The sequence below is a fragment of the Rhizobium sp. SRI_017 genome (genome assembly GCF_057586295.1).
In genome coordinates this window covers 478,477-491,097 of the sequence record NZ_JBYCZP010000002.1, presented here as the reverse complement: position 1 = coordinate 491,097, position 12,621 = coordinate 478,477, and the positions used below count along the sequence as shown (strand labels likewise).

13 protein-coding genes are annotated in these 12,621 nt (G+C 61.4%); 3 read left to right on the top strand and 10 right to left on the bottom strand.

Annotation, left to right across the window (positions count from 1 at the left end; genetic code table 11):
• Positions 1-89 precede the first annotated feature (89 nt).
• Both AC2YI2_RS07115 and AC2YI2_RS07110 read left to right on the top strand, forming a co-directional pair.
• On the top strand, positions 90-605 hold the full coding sequence (locus AC2YI2_RS07115) for a hemerythrin domain-containing protein (RefSeq protein ID WP_487385738.1): 516 nt from the start codon (positions 90-92) through the stop codon (positions 603-605).
• Positions 606-816: 211 nt separating this feature from the next.
• Positions 817-1,545 (top strand): Crp/Fnr family transcriptional regulator, encoded by a 729-nt coding sequence (locus AC2YI2_RS07110; protein WP_487385737.1) that lies wholly within the window; start codon positions 817-819, stop codon positions 1,543-1,545.
• 205 nt (positions 1,546-1,750) lie between these two features.
• Here the strand turns inward: AC2YI2_RS07110 and AC2YI2_RS07105 are convergent, their stop codons facing one another.
• The 4 genes from AC2YI2_RS07105 to AC2YI2_RS07090 all read right to left on the bottom strand — a co-directional run bounded on the left by AC2YI2_RS07105 (position 1,751) and on the right by AC2YI2_RS07090 (position 4,197).
• The gene (locus AC2YI2_RS07105) at positions 1,751-2,047 is read right to left on the bottom strand and encodes a metal-sulfur cluster assembly factor (RefSeq protein WP_487385736.1); all 297 of its coding nucleotides are present in this window, start codon (positions 2,045-2,047) and stop codon (positions 1,751-1,753) included.
• Positions 2,044-2,553, bottom strand: coding sequence for a DUF2249 domain-containing protein (locus AC2YI2_RS07100; RefSeq protein WP_487385735.1), 510 nt, complete (start codon positions 2,551-2,553; stop codon positions 2,044-2,046). The genes AC2YI2_RS07105 and AC2YI2_RS07100 overlap by 4 nt, the downstream gene beginning before the upstream one ends.
• A gap of 3 nt (positions 2,554-2,556) precedes the next feature.
• Positions 2,557-3,567 (bottom strand): hypothetical protein, encoded by a 1,011-nt coding sequence (locus AC2YI2_RS07095; RefSeq protein ID WP_487385734.1) that lies wholly within the window; start codon positions 3,565-3,567, stop codon positions 2,557-2,559.
• A gap of 357 nt (positions 3,568-3,924) precedes the next feature.
• The gene (locus tag AC2YI2_RS07090) at positions 3,925-4,197 is read right to left on the bottom strand and encodes a DUF2249 domain-containing protein (RefSeq protein WP_487385733.1); all 273 of its coding nucleotides are present in this window, start codon (positions 4,195-4,197) and stop codon (positions 3,925-3,927) included.
• A 187-nt stretch (positions 4,198-4,384) separates the two neighbouring features.
• Here AC2YI2_RS07090 and hemN point away from each other — a divergent pair, with 187 nt between their 5' ends.
• Positions 4,385-5,734: an oxygen-independent coproporphyrinogen III oxidase gene (gene hemN / locus AC2YI2_RS07085; RefSeq protein ID WP_487385732.1), complete on the top strand. Its 1,350-nt coding sequence runs from the start codon at positions 4,385-4,387 to the stop codon at positions 5,732-5,734.
• 271 nt (positions 5,735-6,005) lie between these two features.
• Here the strand turns inward: hemN and AC2YI2_RS07080 are convergent, their stop codons facing one another.
• From AC2YI2_RS07080 to nosZ, 6 genes are read right to left on the bottom strand one after another with little or no spacing between them, the layout of a single operon-like run.
• A complete protein-coding gene (locus AC2YI2_RS07080) occupies positions 6,006-6,998 on the bottom strand; it encodes an FAD:protein FMN transferase (RefSeq protein ID WP_487385731.1) in 993 nt (330 codons plus the stop codon).
• Positions 6,991-7,566 carry a nitrous oxide reductase accessory protein NosL gene (locus AC2YI2_RS07075; RefSeq protein WP_487385730.1) on the bottom strand — a complete coding sequence of 192 codons (576 nt, stop codon included), beginning with the start codon at positions 7,564-7,566 and terminating at the stop codon, positions 6,991-6,993. The genes AC2YI2_RS07080 and AC2YI2_RS07075 overlap by 8 nt, the downstream gene beginning before the upstream one ends.
• Positions 7,563-8,390 carry an ABC transporter permease gene (locus tag AC2YI2_RS07070; protein ID WP_487385729.1) on the bottom strand — a complete coding sequence of 276 codons (828 nt, stop codon included), beginning with the start codon at positions 8,388-8,390 and terminating at the stop codon, positions 7,563-7,565. The genes AC2YI2_RS07075 and AC2YI2_RS07070 overlap by 4 nt, the downstream gene beginning before the upstream one ends.
• Positions 8,387-9,307 carry an ABC transporter ATP-binding protein gene (locus AC2YI2_RS07065; protein ID WP_487385728.1) on the bottom strand — a complete coding sequence of 307 codons (921 nt, stop codon included), beginning with the start codon at positions 9,305-9,307 and terminating at the stop codon, positions 8,387-8,389. Before AC2YI2_RS07065 ends, AC2YI2_RS07070 begins: the two co-directional genes overlap by 4 nt.
• The gene (locus AC2YI2_RS07060) at positions 9,304-10,677 is read right to left on the bottom strand and encodes a nitrous oxide reductase family maturation protein NosD (protein WP_487385727.1); all 1,374 of its coding nucleotides are present in this window, start codon (positions 10,675-10,677) and stop codon (positions 9,304-9,306) included. The genes AC2YI2_RS07065 and AC2YI2_RS07060 overlap by 4 nt, the downstream gene beginning before the upstream one ends.
• Positions 10,677-12,596 (bottom strand): TAT-dependent nitrous-oxide reductase, encoded by a 1,920-nt coding sequence (nosZ, locus tag AC2YI2_RS07055; RefSeq protein WP_487385726.1) that lies wholly within the window; start codon positions 12,594-12,596, stop codon positions 10,677-10,679. The genes AC2YI2_RS07060 and nosZ overlap by 1 nt, the downstream gene beginning before the upstream one ends.
• Positions 12,597-12,621: the final 25 nt, after the last annotated feature.

Genomic DNA, 12,621 nt, shown 5'->3' with positions numbered 1-12,621 from the left:
AATTGTGGGTCCATCGAGCTTTGATCCAGATCAAGGCGCCAGACGCTTTCCTGCCAAATCATCAGCGAATGAACAGGGAGGCCCCCAATATGACCCACCGCGCCGTCAATGCTCTCCGCGAGATGCCGTGTCCGTGCCGGCAGTCGATTGCCTGGTGGCAGGAGGCGCACAGGCTGCAGCTCGCTCTCTGCGACGAGCTCGAGGCAATCGCGGATTCGCTTCCGCGCCATGTCGTTCACGAGGACTGCATTTTCGCGGCCAAGACCCTCGGCAGCTTGATCCGTGACGTGCACGCCTACGAGGAGTCGACACTGTTTCCGGCGCTCAAGGAACGATTCCCGGCCTCGCCCGAAATCTCCTCGGCGATCGAGCGGCTGACGTTCGAGCATCTCGCGGACGAATGCTACGCCGACGACCTCGCGGAAAAGCTCCTTTATCTCGGCAATGGAGGCGAGGACGTGAACATCGAAGCCCTCGCCTACATGCTACGGGGATTCTTCGATGCACTGCGACGGCATATCGCCTACGAACGCGACCACTTCTCCTTTGCGCTCGAAACCTTGGGAGCGAAACCGACTGCTGACGGCACCTCGTCATTGAACTAGGCGAAGTTCTCACAGGACACCTACCCCCTATTCACGCCGCAACGCTTCAAGACGGGCTGGTCGCGAAGACGGTTTTGCTTGACCTCGATCAAAGTCGCGGTTGATGGGATGATGGTATCGTCCCTCTCATCAACGGCGACGGCGCGCCTGGCCTGTTCGACGACCGGTCCATCTTGGATCGACATTTTCGCGGGCAAGAGAGCGGAGCTTCATGAAAGAGATTCGGAACGACAACGATTTCAAAGACGTTCCGGTGGTCTGCAAGACCTGCGAGGTGCGTCACAATGGCATCTGCCAAGCCATGACTCCGCAGCAACTCGGGGAATTGAACCGCCACTCGACCCGCAAGTCGATACGGCCCGGTGCCGAAGTGCAAGGCCAGGGCGATCGTGTCGTGTCCTACGCCAACATCATCAAAGGCGTGGTCAAGCTGACCAAGATCATGGCCGACGGCCGTCAACAGATCGTCGGCCTGCAGTTCGCCCCCGACTTCATCGGGCATCCGTTTTCTGCGGAAAGCTCGCTCTCCGCCGAAGCCGCGACGGACGCCGAAATCTGCGCCGTCCCCAAATCAGCGCTCGATCGGATGCTCGCCAGTACGCCGGGTATCGAAAGGCATCTTCACAATCAGGCGCAAGGTGACCTCGAAGAGGCCCGGGACTGGATGCTTACACTGGGCAGAAAGACGGCGCGAGAGAAGGTCGCGAGCCTCCTCTGCCTTATCGCCACCCACTGCGATCCTCAGCAGGACCACGCGCTCGAATTCGAGCTGCCGCTATCGCGTCAGGACATCGGCGATTTCCTGGGTTTGACGATAGAAACGGTCAGTCGGCAGATGACGAAGCTCAGGCAGGAAAAGCTGATCGAAATCGAAAACAACAGACACATAACGATTCTCGATTTCCGCCGCCTTGAGAGGGCGGCACGCCTTGCCGATTGACCTTCAGTCTCACCACATAGAGATCGATGAAGCCGATGGCCTGCCCGGGTTTGCGATATTCCGGATAACCGTCGCGCCGATGCTTTTCATGCTCGCTCCTACCAACGCGGTTGCGATGGCGTCGGGCGCCGCTGTGGGCCAGGTCTGCCACGATTGACATCCTGGGACTCAAAGGTCGATTGAGGCTTCGCGACCGAGCTTTGAATCACGCTTGCATCATCTCAGGCCGCCAGGGAGGGTCGTATGTCAGTCTCACGTCGACGTCCCGAGCGACGCCCATATCGAGTGCGCGCTCGCGGACTGCATCCAGCAGATATTGCGTTGCAGGACAGCCTCGGGTGGTCGTCGTCATGCTGATGACCGCGACGCCATCCTCCCCCACTCGGATATCGTAGATCAAGCCGACATCCACCACGCTAAGGCCGATTTCGGGATCGATGACACCACGAAGCGCATGGCGGATTTCAGCCTCCCGGCTGGAAAGATCCAGTTTGAGTGTCATGCGGCTGCTCCGCGCTTGACCATGATGCGGAAGGCTGTCCCGCCACTGTCGTAGTTGCCAGCCCATTTATGGCCGCGCTTGGTCAGTTCCGGAAACAGGAACAGCGGCTCGCGGGCGAGTACCGCGAACATGACCTCGCCGGGCGCCATCGTCTCCAGTTCCGAAAGAATGCGGACCATCGGCTGCGGGGGATCGAGATCGGAAAAGTCGAAGTTTCGAACGGCCTCCGGCCATTCGTCCGCGTCCTCCACGTCTTCGGAAGCGAGCACTTCGGTGGCACGCGGCAAGAACCTGACCTCGAAGTCCCCGCCATCAAGTTCGGCGACCTGGTGAAGGAAGCCCTTCCGCTCCATGACCGTGAACAGCGGCAGGGGCTTGAAGGGTGCGAGCAGTTTCAAGCCCTGCCCTGGCGCCAGCCCCTCGACCGCGGCCATGATCGCCTTGAACGGTTCGCCGCCGCCGGCGAGCATCGGTCGAACGTCGAGTTCCTTGAATTCGATTTCCATGTTTCACTCCTTGGACGTGGTGTTCGCGTAGATGAGATGCGGACGCACCGCACCGGGCGGCAGACGCAGTTGGAAAGGCGCGTAGGAGAGCCGCCTCGCGCGCAAATACTCTAGCGACAGCGCAAGGACGGCAGCGCATTGGCAGAAGCTGGCGGCTCGGAACAGCAGATCAATGTCGGTCACGATCGCGGTCGCGCCGGCGCAGACCGATAGGTAGAACACGCCGAACCACAACCTGGCGCTCCGCTCGTCGACGAGATCCTGGACCCTGGGAACCTGGCTCTTGCCCATGACCGGTCCGTATGTCTCGAGCCACGTCAGGAAGGGAACGATCTTGTAGAGCTGGGCGAGACCAAGGCCCGTGAGCCACCCCAAGCCAAGCAGATAAAAGGCCGTCGGCACCAACACGGCTTCGACGTCGAACCACACCGCAAGCGCAAGCATCGTTCCTCCGGCACAGAGAAACATCAGCGCGGCTAAACCGGCCAGGGAATTCAGCTCGAGTATTTTCCGGCGCCGGGCGCGGAACATGGACCAGATATCCCGGCCGTATGCGACAATCAGCCCGAGCGCGAGCGCTACGGCAAGCATCGGCATGGCCGAGACCAACGGCAGATCGAGTAGTTTCGAACCAAAGCCCAGATAGAGGACCGTCAGCGCTGAGACGGCAAATGCCGTCACCGCCCACTCCGAGTGCCCACTTTCCGGAGCCAGCATGAACATCGCGAACAGGCGGTAGCTCACCCCGATCGCGGTCAAGGTCATCCAGCCAAGCAGGCCCGAAGCGGCATGATACGGCACGAGGTCGGGAAGAACGGCAGCCAGCCTCGGCAGATCGACGATCCCGGAGAGCACGCCGGTGAATGAGGCACCCATCCCGAGAGTCGCCAACAGCGCGACCAGTCCGGCCATCACGAGGATGCCCGGAACATCGAAGGCTTTCTGCGAAATGATCGTCGCCGCCAGCGAAACGGCAAGGCAACCGAACCCTACGGCCAACGGAATGGCGGCCATGGAAAGGATCCTGACCTCGATATCCAAATGTCCGCCCAATGCGAGAAAGCCAGCGGTCAGAAGTCCAAGGCCAGACAGAAGAAGAGCCAGAGCAGGAGCCGCGAGCCACGACATCCTGAGGTGGGTGGCCGCCAGAACAGGGACGAACTGAAGCAGCGCGCCGCAGAATAGCAGTCCCAACCATCCAACCGTGATGAGATGTACGACCGCGAGCGTCGCGGGAGCGTCTACCGCCTTTGTGGGGAGACCGTATCCGCATCCCCACGCCGCCAATCCCAGAACGAGAAAGGCAAGCGCCGAGGCGAAATAGGCCATCGTCCACCTGGAGATCGACGCTCCGTGCATCGCGGTCGCTCCTCAGTGACCGCAGCAGCAGTCGCAGCCGGCAGACTCCGCCCGCGTGATCTGGACCTTCCAGACTTCTGGACCTTGCTCGATATACAGCCAGCCGAACTCTTCCGGATAACGGGTCTCGATTTGGCGATGCAACGGACTCGGGTCATGGTCGCTCGTGACATGCATTGCGCCGCCTGGCGACAGTGCAGCCAGCACGCCGAAAATTGTCGGATGGCGACGGCTTGGGGAAATTTGCCGCACGTCGATTTCGGGAGTGTTCGAGGGGTTCAACATGTCGTCTCCTGTACCTTCATCTTGTTTGCCGGGATGCGCCGACATTGGTGAAGGTTAGAAGACATCCAGGGCTCGCACGTTGTCGTGGAACAAACAGGTGTGGGAATTTCGGCCGAGGGGTTTGTTCCGTGTCAAAGAGCTGCGTTTTTTATCGCGCTAGATTTGGCCTCTCAATCGAGGAGACCACATGTCCAACGATCTTGTCGCGAAATACGGCGACGCTCGCCTGCCGCGCTACACGAGCTATCCGACCGCCCCAAAATTCGGCGCCGACACCACTTCCACCGATTATGCCGATTGGATCGGACGCATAGGCTCGGACGCGGCCTCCCTCTACCTCCATATCCCGTTCTGTCGGTCCATGTGCTGGTACTGCGGCTGCCACACGACGATCACCGAGCGGGACCGGCCCATCCACGAATATCTCGACGTCCTCCACCGCGAAATCGAACTGGTGTCGGAAGCCGCTTCGGATCCGCTCAATGTCAGGGAAATTCACTTCGGCGGAGGCACGCCGACGATCATCAAGCCGGAAGAGTTCGTCTCCCTCATGTCAACGATCGGCGGACGTTTCGACATCGCGCATGACGCGAACATATCCGTCGAGATCGACCCCAGGACTTTGCCCGCCGAGATGGTCCACGCACTGGGGGAATCGGGGGTTACCCGCGCGAGCCTCGGTGTCCAGAGCTTCGACCCCGTGGTCCAGAAGGCGATCAACCGCGTCCAGTCGGAGGAGACAACGGCGCTTGCCGTCGGGCACCTTCGCGACAATGGGGTCGAGCGGATCAATTTCGATCTCATCTACGGCCTTCCGCATCAAACGGTCGACTCCTGCGTCGACACGGTACTGGCATCGCTGGTGATGAAGCCGGACCGGTTCTCGGTATTCGGCTACGCGCATGTCCCTTCGTTCAAGAAGCATCAGCGCCTGATCGACGAGAACGTGCTGCCGGGTGCTGCGGAACGCAACGAACAGGCGGAAGCCATCGCCGCCACCCTGGTGTCGGCGGGCTATGTCCGCATCGGGCTCGACCATTTCGCCCTGCCTGAAGACGACCTGGCGCGCGCTGCCGCCCGCGGAAAGCTGAGGCGGAATTTCCAGGGCTACACAACCGACCAATGCGAGAACCTGTTGGGCTTCGGCGCATCCGCGATCGGCCGTCTCCCGCAAGGTTACATACAGAACGAGGTGCCGCCGGGCGTTTACGCCAAGCGGATCGCGTCCGGCTCCCTGGCGACGGCGAAAGGGTATCGATTGACCCCCGAAGACAGGCTGCGTGCCCATGTGATCGAACGTCTGATGTGCGATTTCGCGGTCGACGTTTCCGCGATTTCGGCACTCCATGGCTTCCGTCCCGACGACCTTCTCGCGGGGAACGACCGCCTCCGGTCCATGGCCGACGACGGAGTTGTCACGCTCAAGGACGGGTTGGTCGTTTTGAACGCCGATCACCGTTTCCTCGTCCGCGCAGTGGCCTCTTCGTTCGATGCCTATCTGGGCGACATGCAGCGCACGTTCAGCAAGGCGGCTTAATTGACAGCCTCACGGAAGACCGGCTTGTCGTAAGCGTTGATGACCGCTGACACGCGACGGTTTTTCAATTGTTGGCTTGACAAGCAAGGCCCAGCGGTTGCCTCCGCCGTGCCTCTCGCGGCGCGCTTTGCCCTCAGCGTATCAAGCCGCGATAGATCGCGGGCAACGCGCGCCGCATATTGCGCCGCATCGACCGCCATAAGGGTCGTCGTCGCTCCAGGGTGTCGATGTCTGGCGACCTTCAAGAGAGAGTCGCGCCGTTCGAAGTCTGCTAGACCAGTTCGCCGAGATCGACGTGGACGCCGTCTGCCCGGACCAGTTTGACGGCCAGCCTCGACCGGACCCGCACAACAGAAGCGATCGCATCCTCCTCCATCAGCGTGAACGCCGTCGAAAGGGCATCTGCGGAGGCGGCATCGTCGGCCACAACCGAAACCCGTCGATACATCGCCGGCGTAGTGCCTTTGCGCGGATCGACGATGTGTCCGAAGCGACCTGGATCGTCGAAATGAAAGCCCGCGGCACTGGATGTCGCGACAGCCATGTCCACGATATCGAGAATCCTGTCGGGATGCAGAGCGTCTTGGCTGTCAGCCAGCCCGATCCTCCACGGACGTCCATCCGCCCTGGTGCCGATGGCGCGGTCCTCGCCCATGTCCACCAAACTGCTCGTCACGCCCGCGTCGCGCAACATGTCGACGATCCGATCGGTGATATAGCCCTGAGCGATGCCGTTCAGCGTGATCGCCATCTGCGGCCGCATGACAATCTTGTCCAGATCGAACCTTACACCGCCGAAGCCGACACGGGCGACCGCGCGATCGATTTGTGCTCGTGACGGGCCGGACGGGTCTGGGTCAGGTTGGCTGAAGTGATCCCGGTAGACCGCCCATAGCGGTTGAACCGTCGGGTCGAACGCGCCTCCGGTCTGTTCCCAGAAGCCATGAGCCGCGTGAAGCAACGCCACCAAGTCGGAGGGAGGCGCGGCCAGGACGCCAACCCGATTGAGCTCGACGAGAGCCGAATCCGCGCGGTAAAGGCTGAAGACGGACTCAAGTCTCGAGACCTCTGCGACGACACGCCGGACGAGCAGGTCGGCCGCAGCTCTGTCTCGGTGGTTCAGGATGAGCGTCGCCGGCGCTCCCAGAGCGTGGCCCGTCCAGGTGATCGAAGTTTCCGGGAACTTCGCACCTGTCAGCAGAGGCAACCCGGCGGTGGCCGCGAAGATCGCGATCGCCCGTCTGCGGCTGAACGCTTTAGCCATGGTCATGTCCCTTCGTGTCTTCTTGCTCGGAGACGGCTCCGCTTTCCTTGGGCTTTTCATTTTCACCACCCCCGAGGATGTAGTCGCGGGGAACATCGCCGAACGACATCACCTTGCCGCCGTTCTCGCTCGCGAATTTTTCAGCGGCTTCGCGGGTCGAAAACGGCACGGCCTCCTCGGCACCCATCCCGCCGCGGAGCGCGCTTCCGATCACATAGAACGCTTTTTTCGCGTCGATCCAGTTGGTCTCGCCCGGCTCTTCCCAGCTCGGAGCCTTGCCCATGTCGGACACGTAGATCGCGGCGTAGTCCTTCGGCTCTTCGGGAAGCATGGTGAAGGCCAGGGTATCGCGCGCCGACGAAAACCAGATGGGCTCGCCAACCTTCGCATCGAGGATGACCTGGCCCTTGGGTCCCACGTGTTCGAGAACGTTCATTCCGCAATATCGGCCGATCGCTTCGGATGTGAGGGCGAAAGGCGCAGGCGGAGCCGCGTTCTTCTCGCCCTCGCAGCCCCCAACCATCAGTGCGGAGACCATCAATGCCAGAGTCAGGTAGTGTCGTCTCATAGCTCTCTCCTCGAGAAAGTAGCGGCGGCTAGCACGAGCGGAACAATTGTCCAGGCGCAGAGGGCGGCGATAAGGATTGTCGCGTTGAGACCCGTATGTCCGGCGATCCCCCCCATGCCGGAAAGCGCGCTTGCCTCTCCCGTGCCCAAGTTGAGCATGCGGTAAGCGTCCGTCGGATTGAGGAGCAGGAGCGCGTCCAACAGTCCGGCCGGAAGGGCATGCCCTCCCGCGGCGACCAAAGCTCCCAGGAGAGCCATGTCATAAATCAGGACGAACAACAGCCAAATTCCGATGGAGATGCCCCCTGCTGTGCTGCGCTCGCGGACACGTGCGCTGACGAGGTAGCCGATCGCGATGAACACCGCGCCGAGAAGCACCGATGAGCCAAGCATCGAGACGAACGAGGCCCAACTCGTTGCGTCGATCTCGGTTCCCGTCACGGCCAGGGCCACGGCCGCGGCCCCATAACCGAACAACGTCGCGAAGGAGAGGATCGCGAGATGGCCGAGAAACTTGCCGAGGATGACCTGATTGCGGCCGATCGGATAACTGAGCAGAAGAAGCATCGTGCCCCGCTCCATCTCGCCGACGATGGCGTCATGAGAAAGCAGCAGCGCGATCAGCGGCACCAGGAATATGGTCAGGCTCGAGAGGCTGACGATGACGACATCGAGCTGGTTGACGCCGACATTGCCGGTCGGCGCGCTGCCCAGAAAGGACAGCGTCAGGGCGAGTGCGGCCAGAAGCAGCGTCGTCGCCAGGACCCAGCGGTTGCGGAGTCCTTCCCGGACCTCCTTGCGGGCGACGATCAGGATGTTTCTCATTCGGCCGCCCTCTTCGTGTTGAGAAAATGCGCATAGAGGTCGTCCAGGGTCGGTTCCATCACATGCAAGGCGGCGATATCCGCCGGATTGGCCGTCACCGCCTTGAGCAGCGAGATCTTGTCTTCCATTGCCACTTCGGTCTCGACCATGTCGTGCCGTGCGCCCGACCAGACGGCGCCGCCGAGCTTCCAGTTTTCGGCCGTCGCGCCATTCGCCAACCGGACACTGATGCGGGTTGGCAGGCGTGCAAGTCCCCGCAGGCTGTCCAGTGTTCCGTCGGCGATCTTGACTCCCTGGTTGAGGATCAAGACCCGATCGGCGCGATCCTCGAGTTCGGTGAGCGCATGCGACGACAGGAGGATCGTGGTCCCCGTCGAGCGCAGGTCGTCCAGCAGCTCATAGAATCTGCGGCGCAATGCGGGGTCCAGCCCGCTGGTCGGTTCGTCCAGGAGCAGGACGCGCGGCTGACCGAGCAAAGCCTGTGCGAGGCCCAGGCGCTGGCGCATTCCCTTCGAGTATGTACGGACCTGACGGTCCGCCGCCTCGGCCGAGAGCCCCACACGCTCAAGGAGTTCCGGTGCGCTTGAGCTGTCGACGCGTTTGAGCCGGGCATAGAAAGCCAATGTCTCGCGGCCGGTCAGGGCCATGTGGAACGCGACGCTTTCGGGCAAATAGCCAAGCCGCTGCCGGACGCCGAAATCGCCTCTCGCGGGGTCTTCGCCGAGAACCTCCACACGGCCTTCCGATGGGCGGATCAGGCCGAGCAGCAACTTGACGATGGTCGTCTTGCCAGCCCCGTTGTGGCCGACCAGAGCGACCGTCTCGCCTTCGTTAAGGGTAAAGGACACGTCTCTCACGGCGCTCACGTTTCCGTAGCGCTTGGCGACATCGGTCACGACCACTGTGGGCTTTGTCATTGCAGAGTCTCCTTGTGGGCCTGAGGCTCCATCAACGGATGGCTGTCGACGACGCCACCGGGTAGCAAAGCCGGGAACTGGGCCTGCGCCCACCTTATGACCTGGACAGCTGGGCTCGTCGTCAGCACCTTGGCCTGGGGTGACGTCCACAGCACCTTGTCCATCAGGTCGTTGGGCCGGTACGGATTGTCGCCAATCCCGTCGCCGTCCAGATCGAAGGCCTGGTTGTCGCTCCAGTAGTTGCCGCGACCGTCGACCGACCAGTCGATGTAGCGGGTTCCCGCATACTTCACCTGGTTGCGGTTGTTGATGAAGGCGTTGCCGCTCATCAGGTTCCCTTCCGATCCGGCGGTGAAGTGGATGCCGATGGCACAACCATTGAATACGTTGTCGAGAATCCGGTTCTTGTTGGCATTGTAGATGAACACGCACTTTTCCGGACCGAGACGAAAACCAGACTGGTCTCCTTCCTCCTGCGGCGCGCCATCGTCGACAGGCATGTCTTCACTGGAAGCGCGTATCCCCGCCAACGTCCAGCGGCTTTCTGGCTGCAGATGACCGCGCACAATGTTGCCGGTTACCAAAGAACTGTTTGCGAAATTCAAGAGGAGGCCGTGGTCACGGTCACCGTCCGAAACGTTATCGACGATCTTCAGCCGGCTGGAGAACATGATCGCGTAGCCGACCAGATTGCCGATCGAAACGTTGCCGCGTATCTCGCTGTCGTTGGTGTACATGTAGTGTATCGCGAAGCGGACATTGGTGAAGCGGTTGCCGCTGAACACGTTGCGCTTGCTGGCGATGGTGGCGATCCCGTCGCGGCCGAAACTGATGTCATTGTCGACGACCTTGGCACCGGGCGCGTTCCATACGGTCACGCCGTTTCCGGATTCGCTCAAGCGTCCGTCCTTGAGGCCGATGATCTTGTTACGGCGGACCGTCGATTTGGCGGCACCGTGGATGTAGATTCCGTAGAGATTGCCTGTGACAACGGTGTTCTCGATCAAGGCTCCTGTCGCGGCCTCAGTGGCGAAGACGCCCGAATCCATCGCTTCGAGGTCCATACCCGAACCACGGATGTCGACACCCCGAAGCACGACGTCCGGCGCGTCTATCGTGACCACCGTTCCAGTGCCATCACCGACGATCGCCGCACCTGGGTCCCCTTCGACCGTCAACGCCTTCTTGATCACCAGGCGCCCCGGATACTTGCCCGGACGCAGGATGATGCGGTCGCCGACCGCGGCTTGCTCGAGCACGGCTGCGAGCGTCTGCCGATCAGATGGCGAGACTATGCGATCCGCGGCGGCAGCGGCCGAGGCGATGGCGGCCCAGAGGGCCGCCATCGTTATGGTTGTTGTGCTCCACATCACGCCGCCTGCGGCTCGACCAGCATGCGGCCCTTCATCTCCATGTGCATCGCGTGGCAGAACCACGAGCAGTAATACCAGTAGACGCCTGGCTTGCTCGCCTTGAAGGTGACGGAGGCCGTCGCCTGCGGGCCGATTTCCATGTTGATGCCGTAGTTGACGATGGCGAAGCCGTGCGTCAGGTCCTCGACCTCGTCGATATTGGTGACGTAGACCGTGACCTCATCGCCCTGCTTGACGTTGAAGGATTCAAGCCCGAAAGCCGGAGCGGACGACGTCATGTAGACGCGAACCTTGTTGCCGTCCCGGATGACCTCGGAATCCATGAGCAGGTCGATCTTGTCCTTCGCAGCCTGTTCGACCGCTTCGGCGAACATCGGGTCGTCGCGTTTCCAGATGCTGATCGGGTTGATCTTCGACGCATGTACGATCGTCGCGTCGTGCGGTTCCGCGAAGGTGGGATTGTCATGGACGAGGACCATCTCGTCGCCGGAGATGTCGATCAGCTGATCGCTTTCCGGCTTCAACGGACCCACGTTGAGGTAACGGTCCTTGGAGAACTTGTTGAGCGAGAGCAGCCACTTGCCGTCCGCTTCCTTGGTCTGGCCCATGGACGTGTGATTGTGACCCGGCTGATACATCACGTCGAGCTTCTGACGGATGGGATCGACCTTCTCGCCGTTGAAGGCGCGGATCGCGTCCTCGATGTTCCACTTGCAAATCTGGCTGTCGAGGAACAGCGTCGTATAGGCGTTGCCACGGCCGTCGAACGCGGTATGCAACGGGCCGAGACCCAGTTGAGGTTCCGCGACCACGGTGTCGCGCGGCTTGATCTTGTCGTCGAACAGATCGTCGAACTTGCGCACGTCGAACACGGTCACCGTCGGCGACAGTTTGCCCGCAGCCATGGCGTGGATGCCGTCTGGCGCGGTGTTCATGCCATGCGGTCCGTTCGATACCGGGATGTAGCGGGTGTAGGCGGAGCCATGACGGCCGTCGACAACCGGAACGCCGCCCATCTCCTTGAAGTCGCCCTTCTTGACGGCTTCCTCGATGCGCTTGATGTTGAATACGACGACCCAATCCTGATCCTTGCCCATCATCTGTTCGAGATTGACGCCGTTTTCCGAATTGTAGCAGGTCGCGTAGCAGTATTTGCCCTGGTAATCAGCGTCGACGTTGTCGAGGTTGCCGTCGACGATGACCTGCCAGGCGACCTTCATGGTGTCCCCGTCGATCGCGCTGAACACCGAGCGGTACTGCTTGGGATCGTCCAGCACCTTGCCGTCGTTGGGGATCGGCACGCCGTCTTCGCCGTTCGCGAACACGTAGCCGGTCCTTGGGTATTTCTGGACGCGGAGGCCGTGGACCGTATGCTGGTTCGGCAGTTCGATGATCTTGTCGCACTTCATTACATCGAGTCGGATGCGGCAGACGCGGGTGTTGGCCTTGTCATTGGCGAAGAGGTAGCGGCCGTCGTAGGTACCGTCGGTGAAGGACGGATGCGGATGGTGTAGATCGCCGTTGTGGTAGACCCCGCCCTGATCCTTGAGGAACTCGACCGAGCTCGGCAGAAGTCCTTCTGTCAGGATCTTCCTGCTTTCGTTGGTCTGGCCCCAGCCGGTCGCGCTGCAGCGGTTGAACACCGGGATGCGCATGATCTCGCGCATCGAGGGGACGCCGACGATGCGGACCTCGCCCGACTGGCCGCTCGAGAAGAAGGTGTAGTATTCGTCGAGTTCGCCCGGCTTGACCTCGTAGTTCAACCCGGACTTGGTAGCCGCCTTCGCAGCCGTGGCGAAGCCGCCCGACAGGGTCAGTGCACCGCCGGCGGTGGCCACGCCAGCAACCGCCGCCGCTGCGGTCGTTCCCAGCAACTGTCTCCTGTTGAAGCGAGGCTGTGTTTCTTCCTTTGACATTTTCTCTTCTTTCGTTGTGGCCGGA

Coding starts and splice junctions, on each gene's coding strand:
- AC2YI2_RS07070 (WP_487385729.1), bottom strand. CDS start 8,390: ATGAGAAACATCCTGATCGTCGCCCGCAAGGAGGTCCGGGAAGGACTC.
- AC2YI2_RS07110 (WP_487385737.1), top strand. CDS start 817: ATGAAAGAGATTCGGAACGACAACGATTTCAAAGACGTTCCGGTGGTC.
- nosZ (WP_487385726.1), bottom strand. CDS start 12,596: ATGTCAAAGGAAGAAACACAGCCTCGCTTCAACAGGAGACAGTTGCTG.
- AC2YI2_RS07060 (WP_487385727.1), bottom strand. CDS start 10,677: ATGTGGAGCACAACAACCATAACGATGGCGGCCCTCTGGGCCGCCATC.
- hemN (WP_487385732.1), top strand. CDS start 4,385: ATGTCCAACGATCTTGTCGCGAAATACGGCGACGCTCGCCTGCCGCGC.
- AC2YI2_RS07090 (WP_487385733.1), bottom strand. CDS start 4,197: ATGTTGAACCCCTCGAACACTCCCGAAATCGACGTGCGGCAAATTTCC.
- AC2YI2_RS07105 (WP_487385736.1), bottom strand. CDS start 2,047: ATGACACTCAAACTGGATCTTTCCAGCCGGGAGGCTGAAATCCGCCAT.
- AC2YI2_RS07065 (WP_487385728.1), bottom strand. CDS start 9,307: ATGACAAAGCCCACAGTGGTCGTGACCGATGTCGCCAAGCGCTACGGA.
- AC2YI2_RS07115 (WP_487385738.1), top strand. CDS start 90: ATGACCCACCGCGCCGTCAATGCTCTCCGCGAGATGCCGTGTCCGTGC.
- AC2YI2_RS07095 (WP_487385734.1), bottom strand. CDS start 3,567: ATGGCCGCCATTCCGTTGGCCGTAGGGTTCGGTTGCCTTGCCGTTTCG.
- AC2YI2_RS07075 (WP_487385730.1), bottom strand. CDS start 7,566: ATGAGACGACACTACCTGACTCTGGCATTGATGGTCTCCGCACTGATG.
- AC2YI2_RS07080 (WP_487385731.1), bottom strand. CDS start 6,998: ATGGCTAAAGCGTTCAGCCGCAGACGGGCGATCGCGATCTTCGCGGCC.
- AC2YI2_RS07100 (WP_487385735.1), bottom strand. CDS start 2,553: ATGGAAATCGAATTCAAGGAACTCGACGTTCGACCGATGCTCGCCGGC.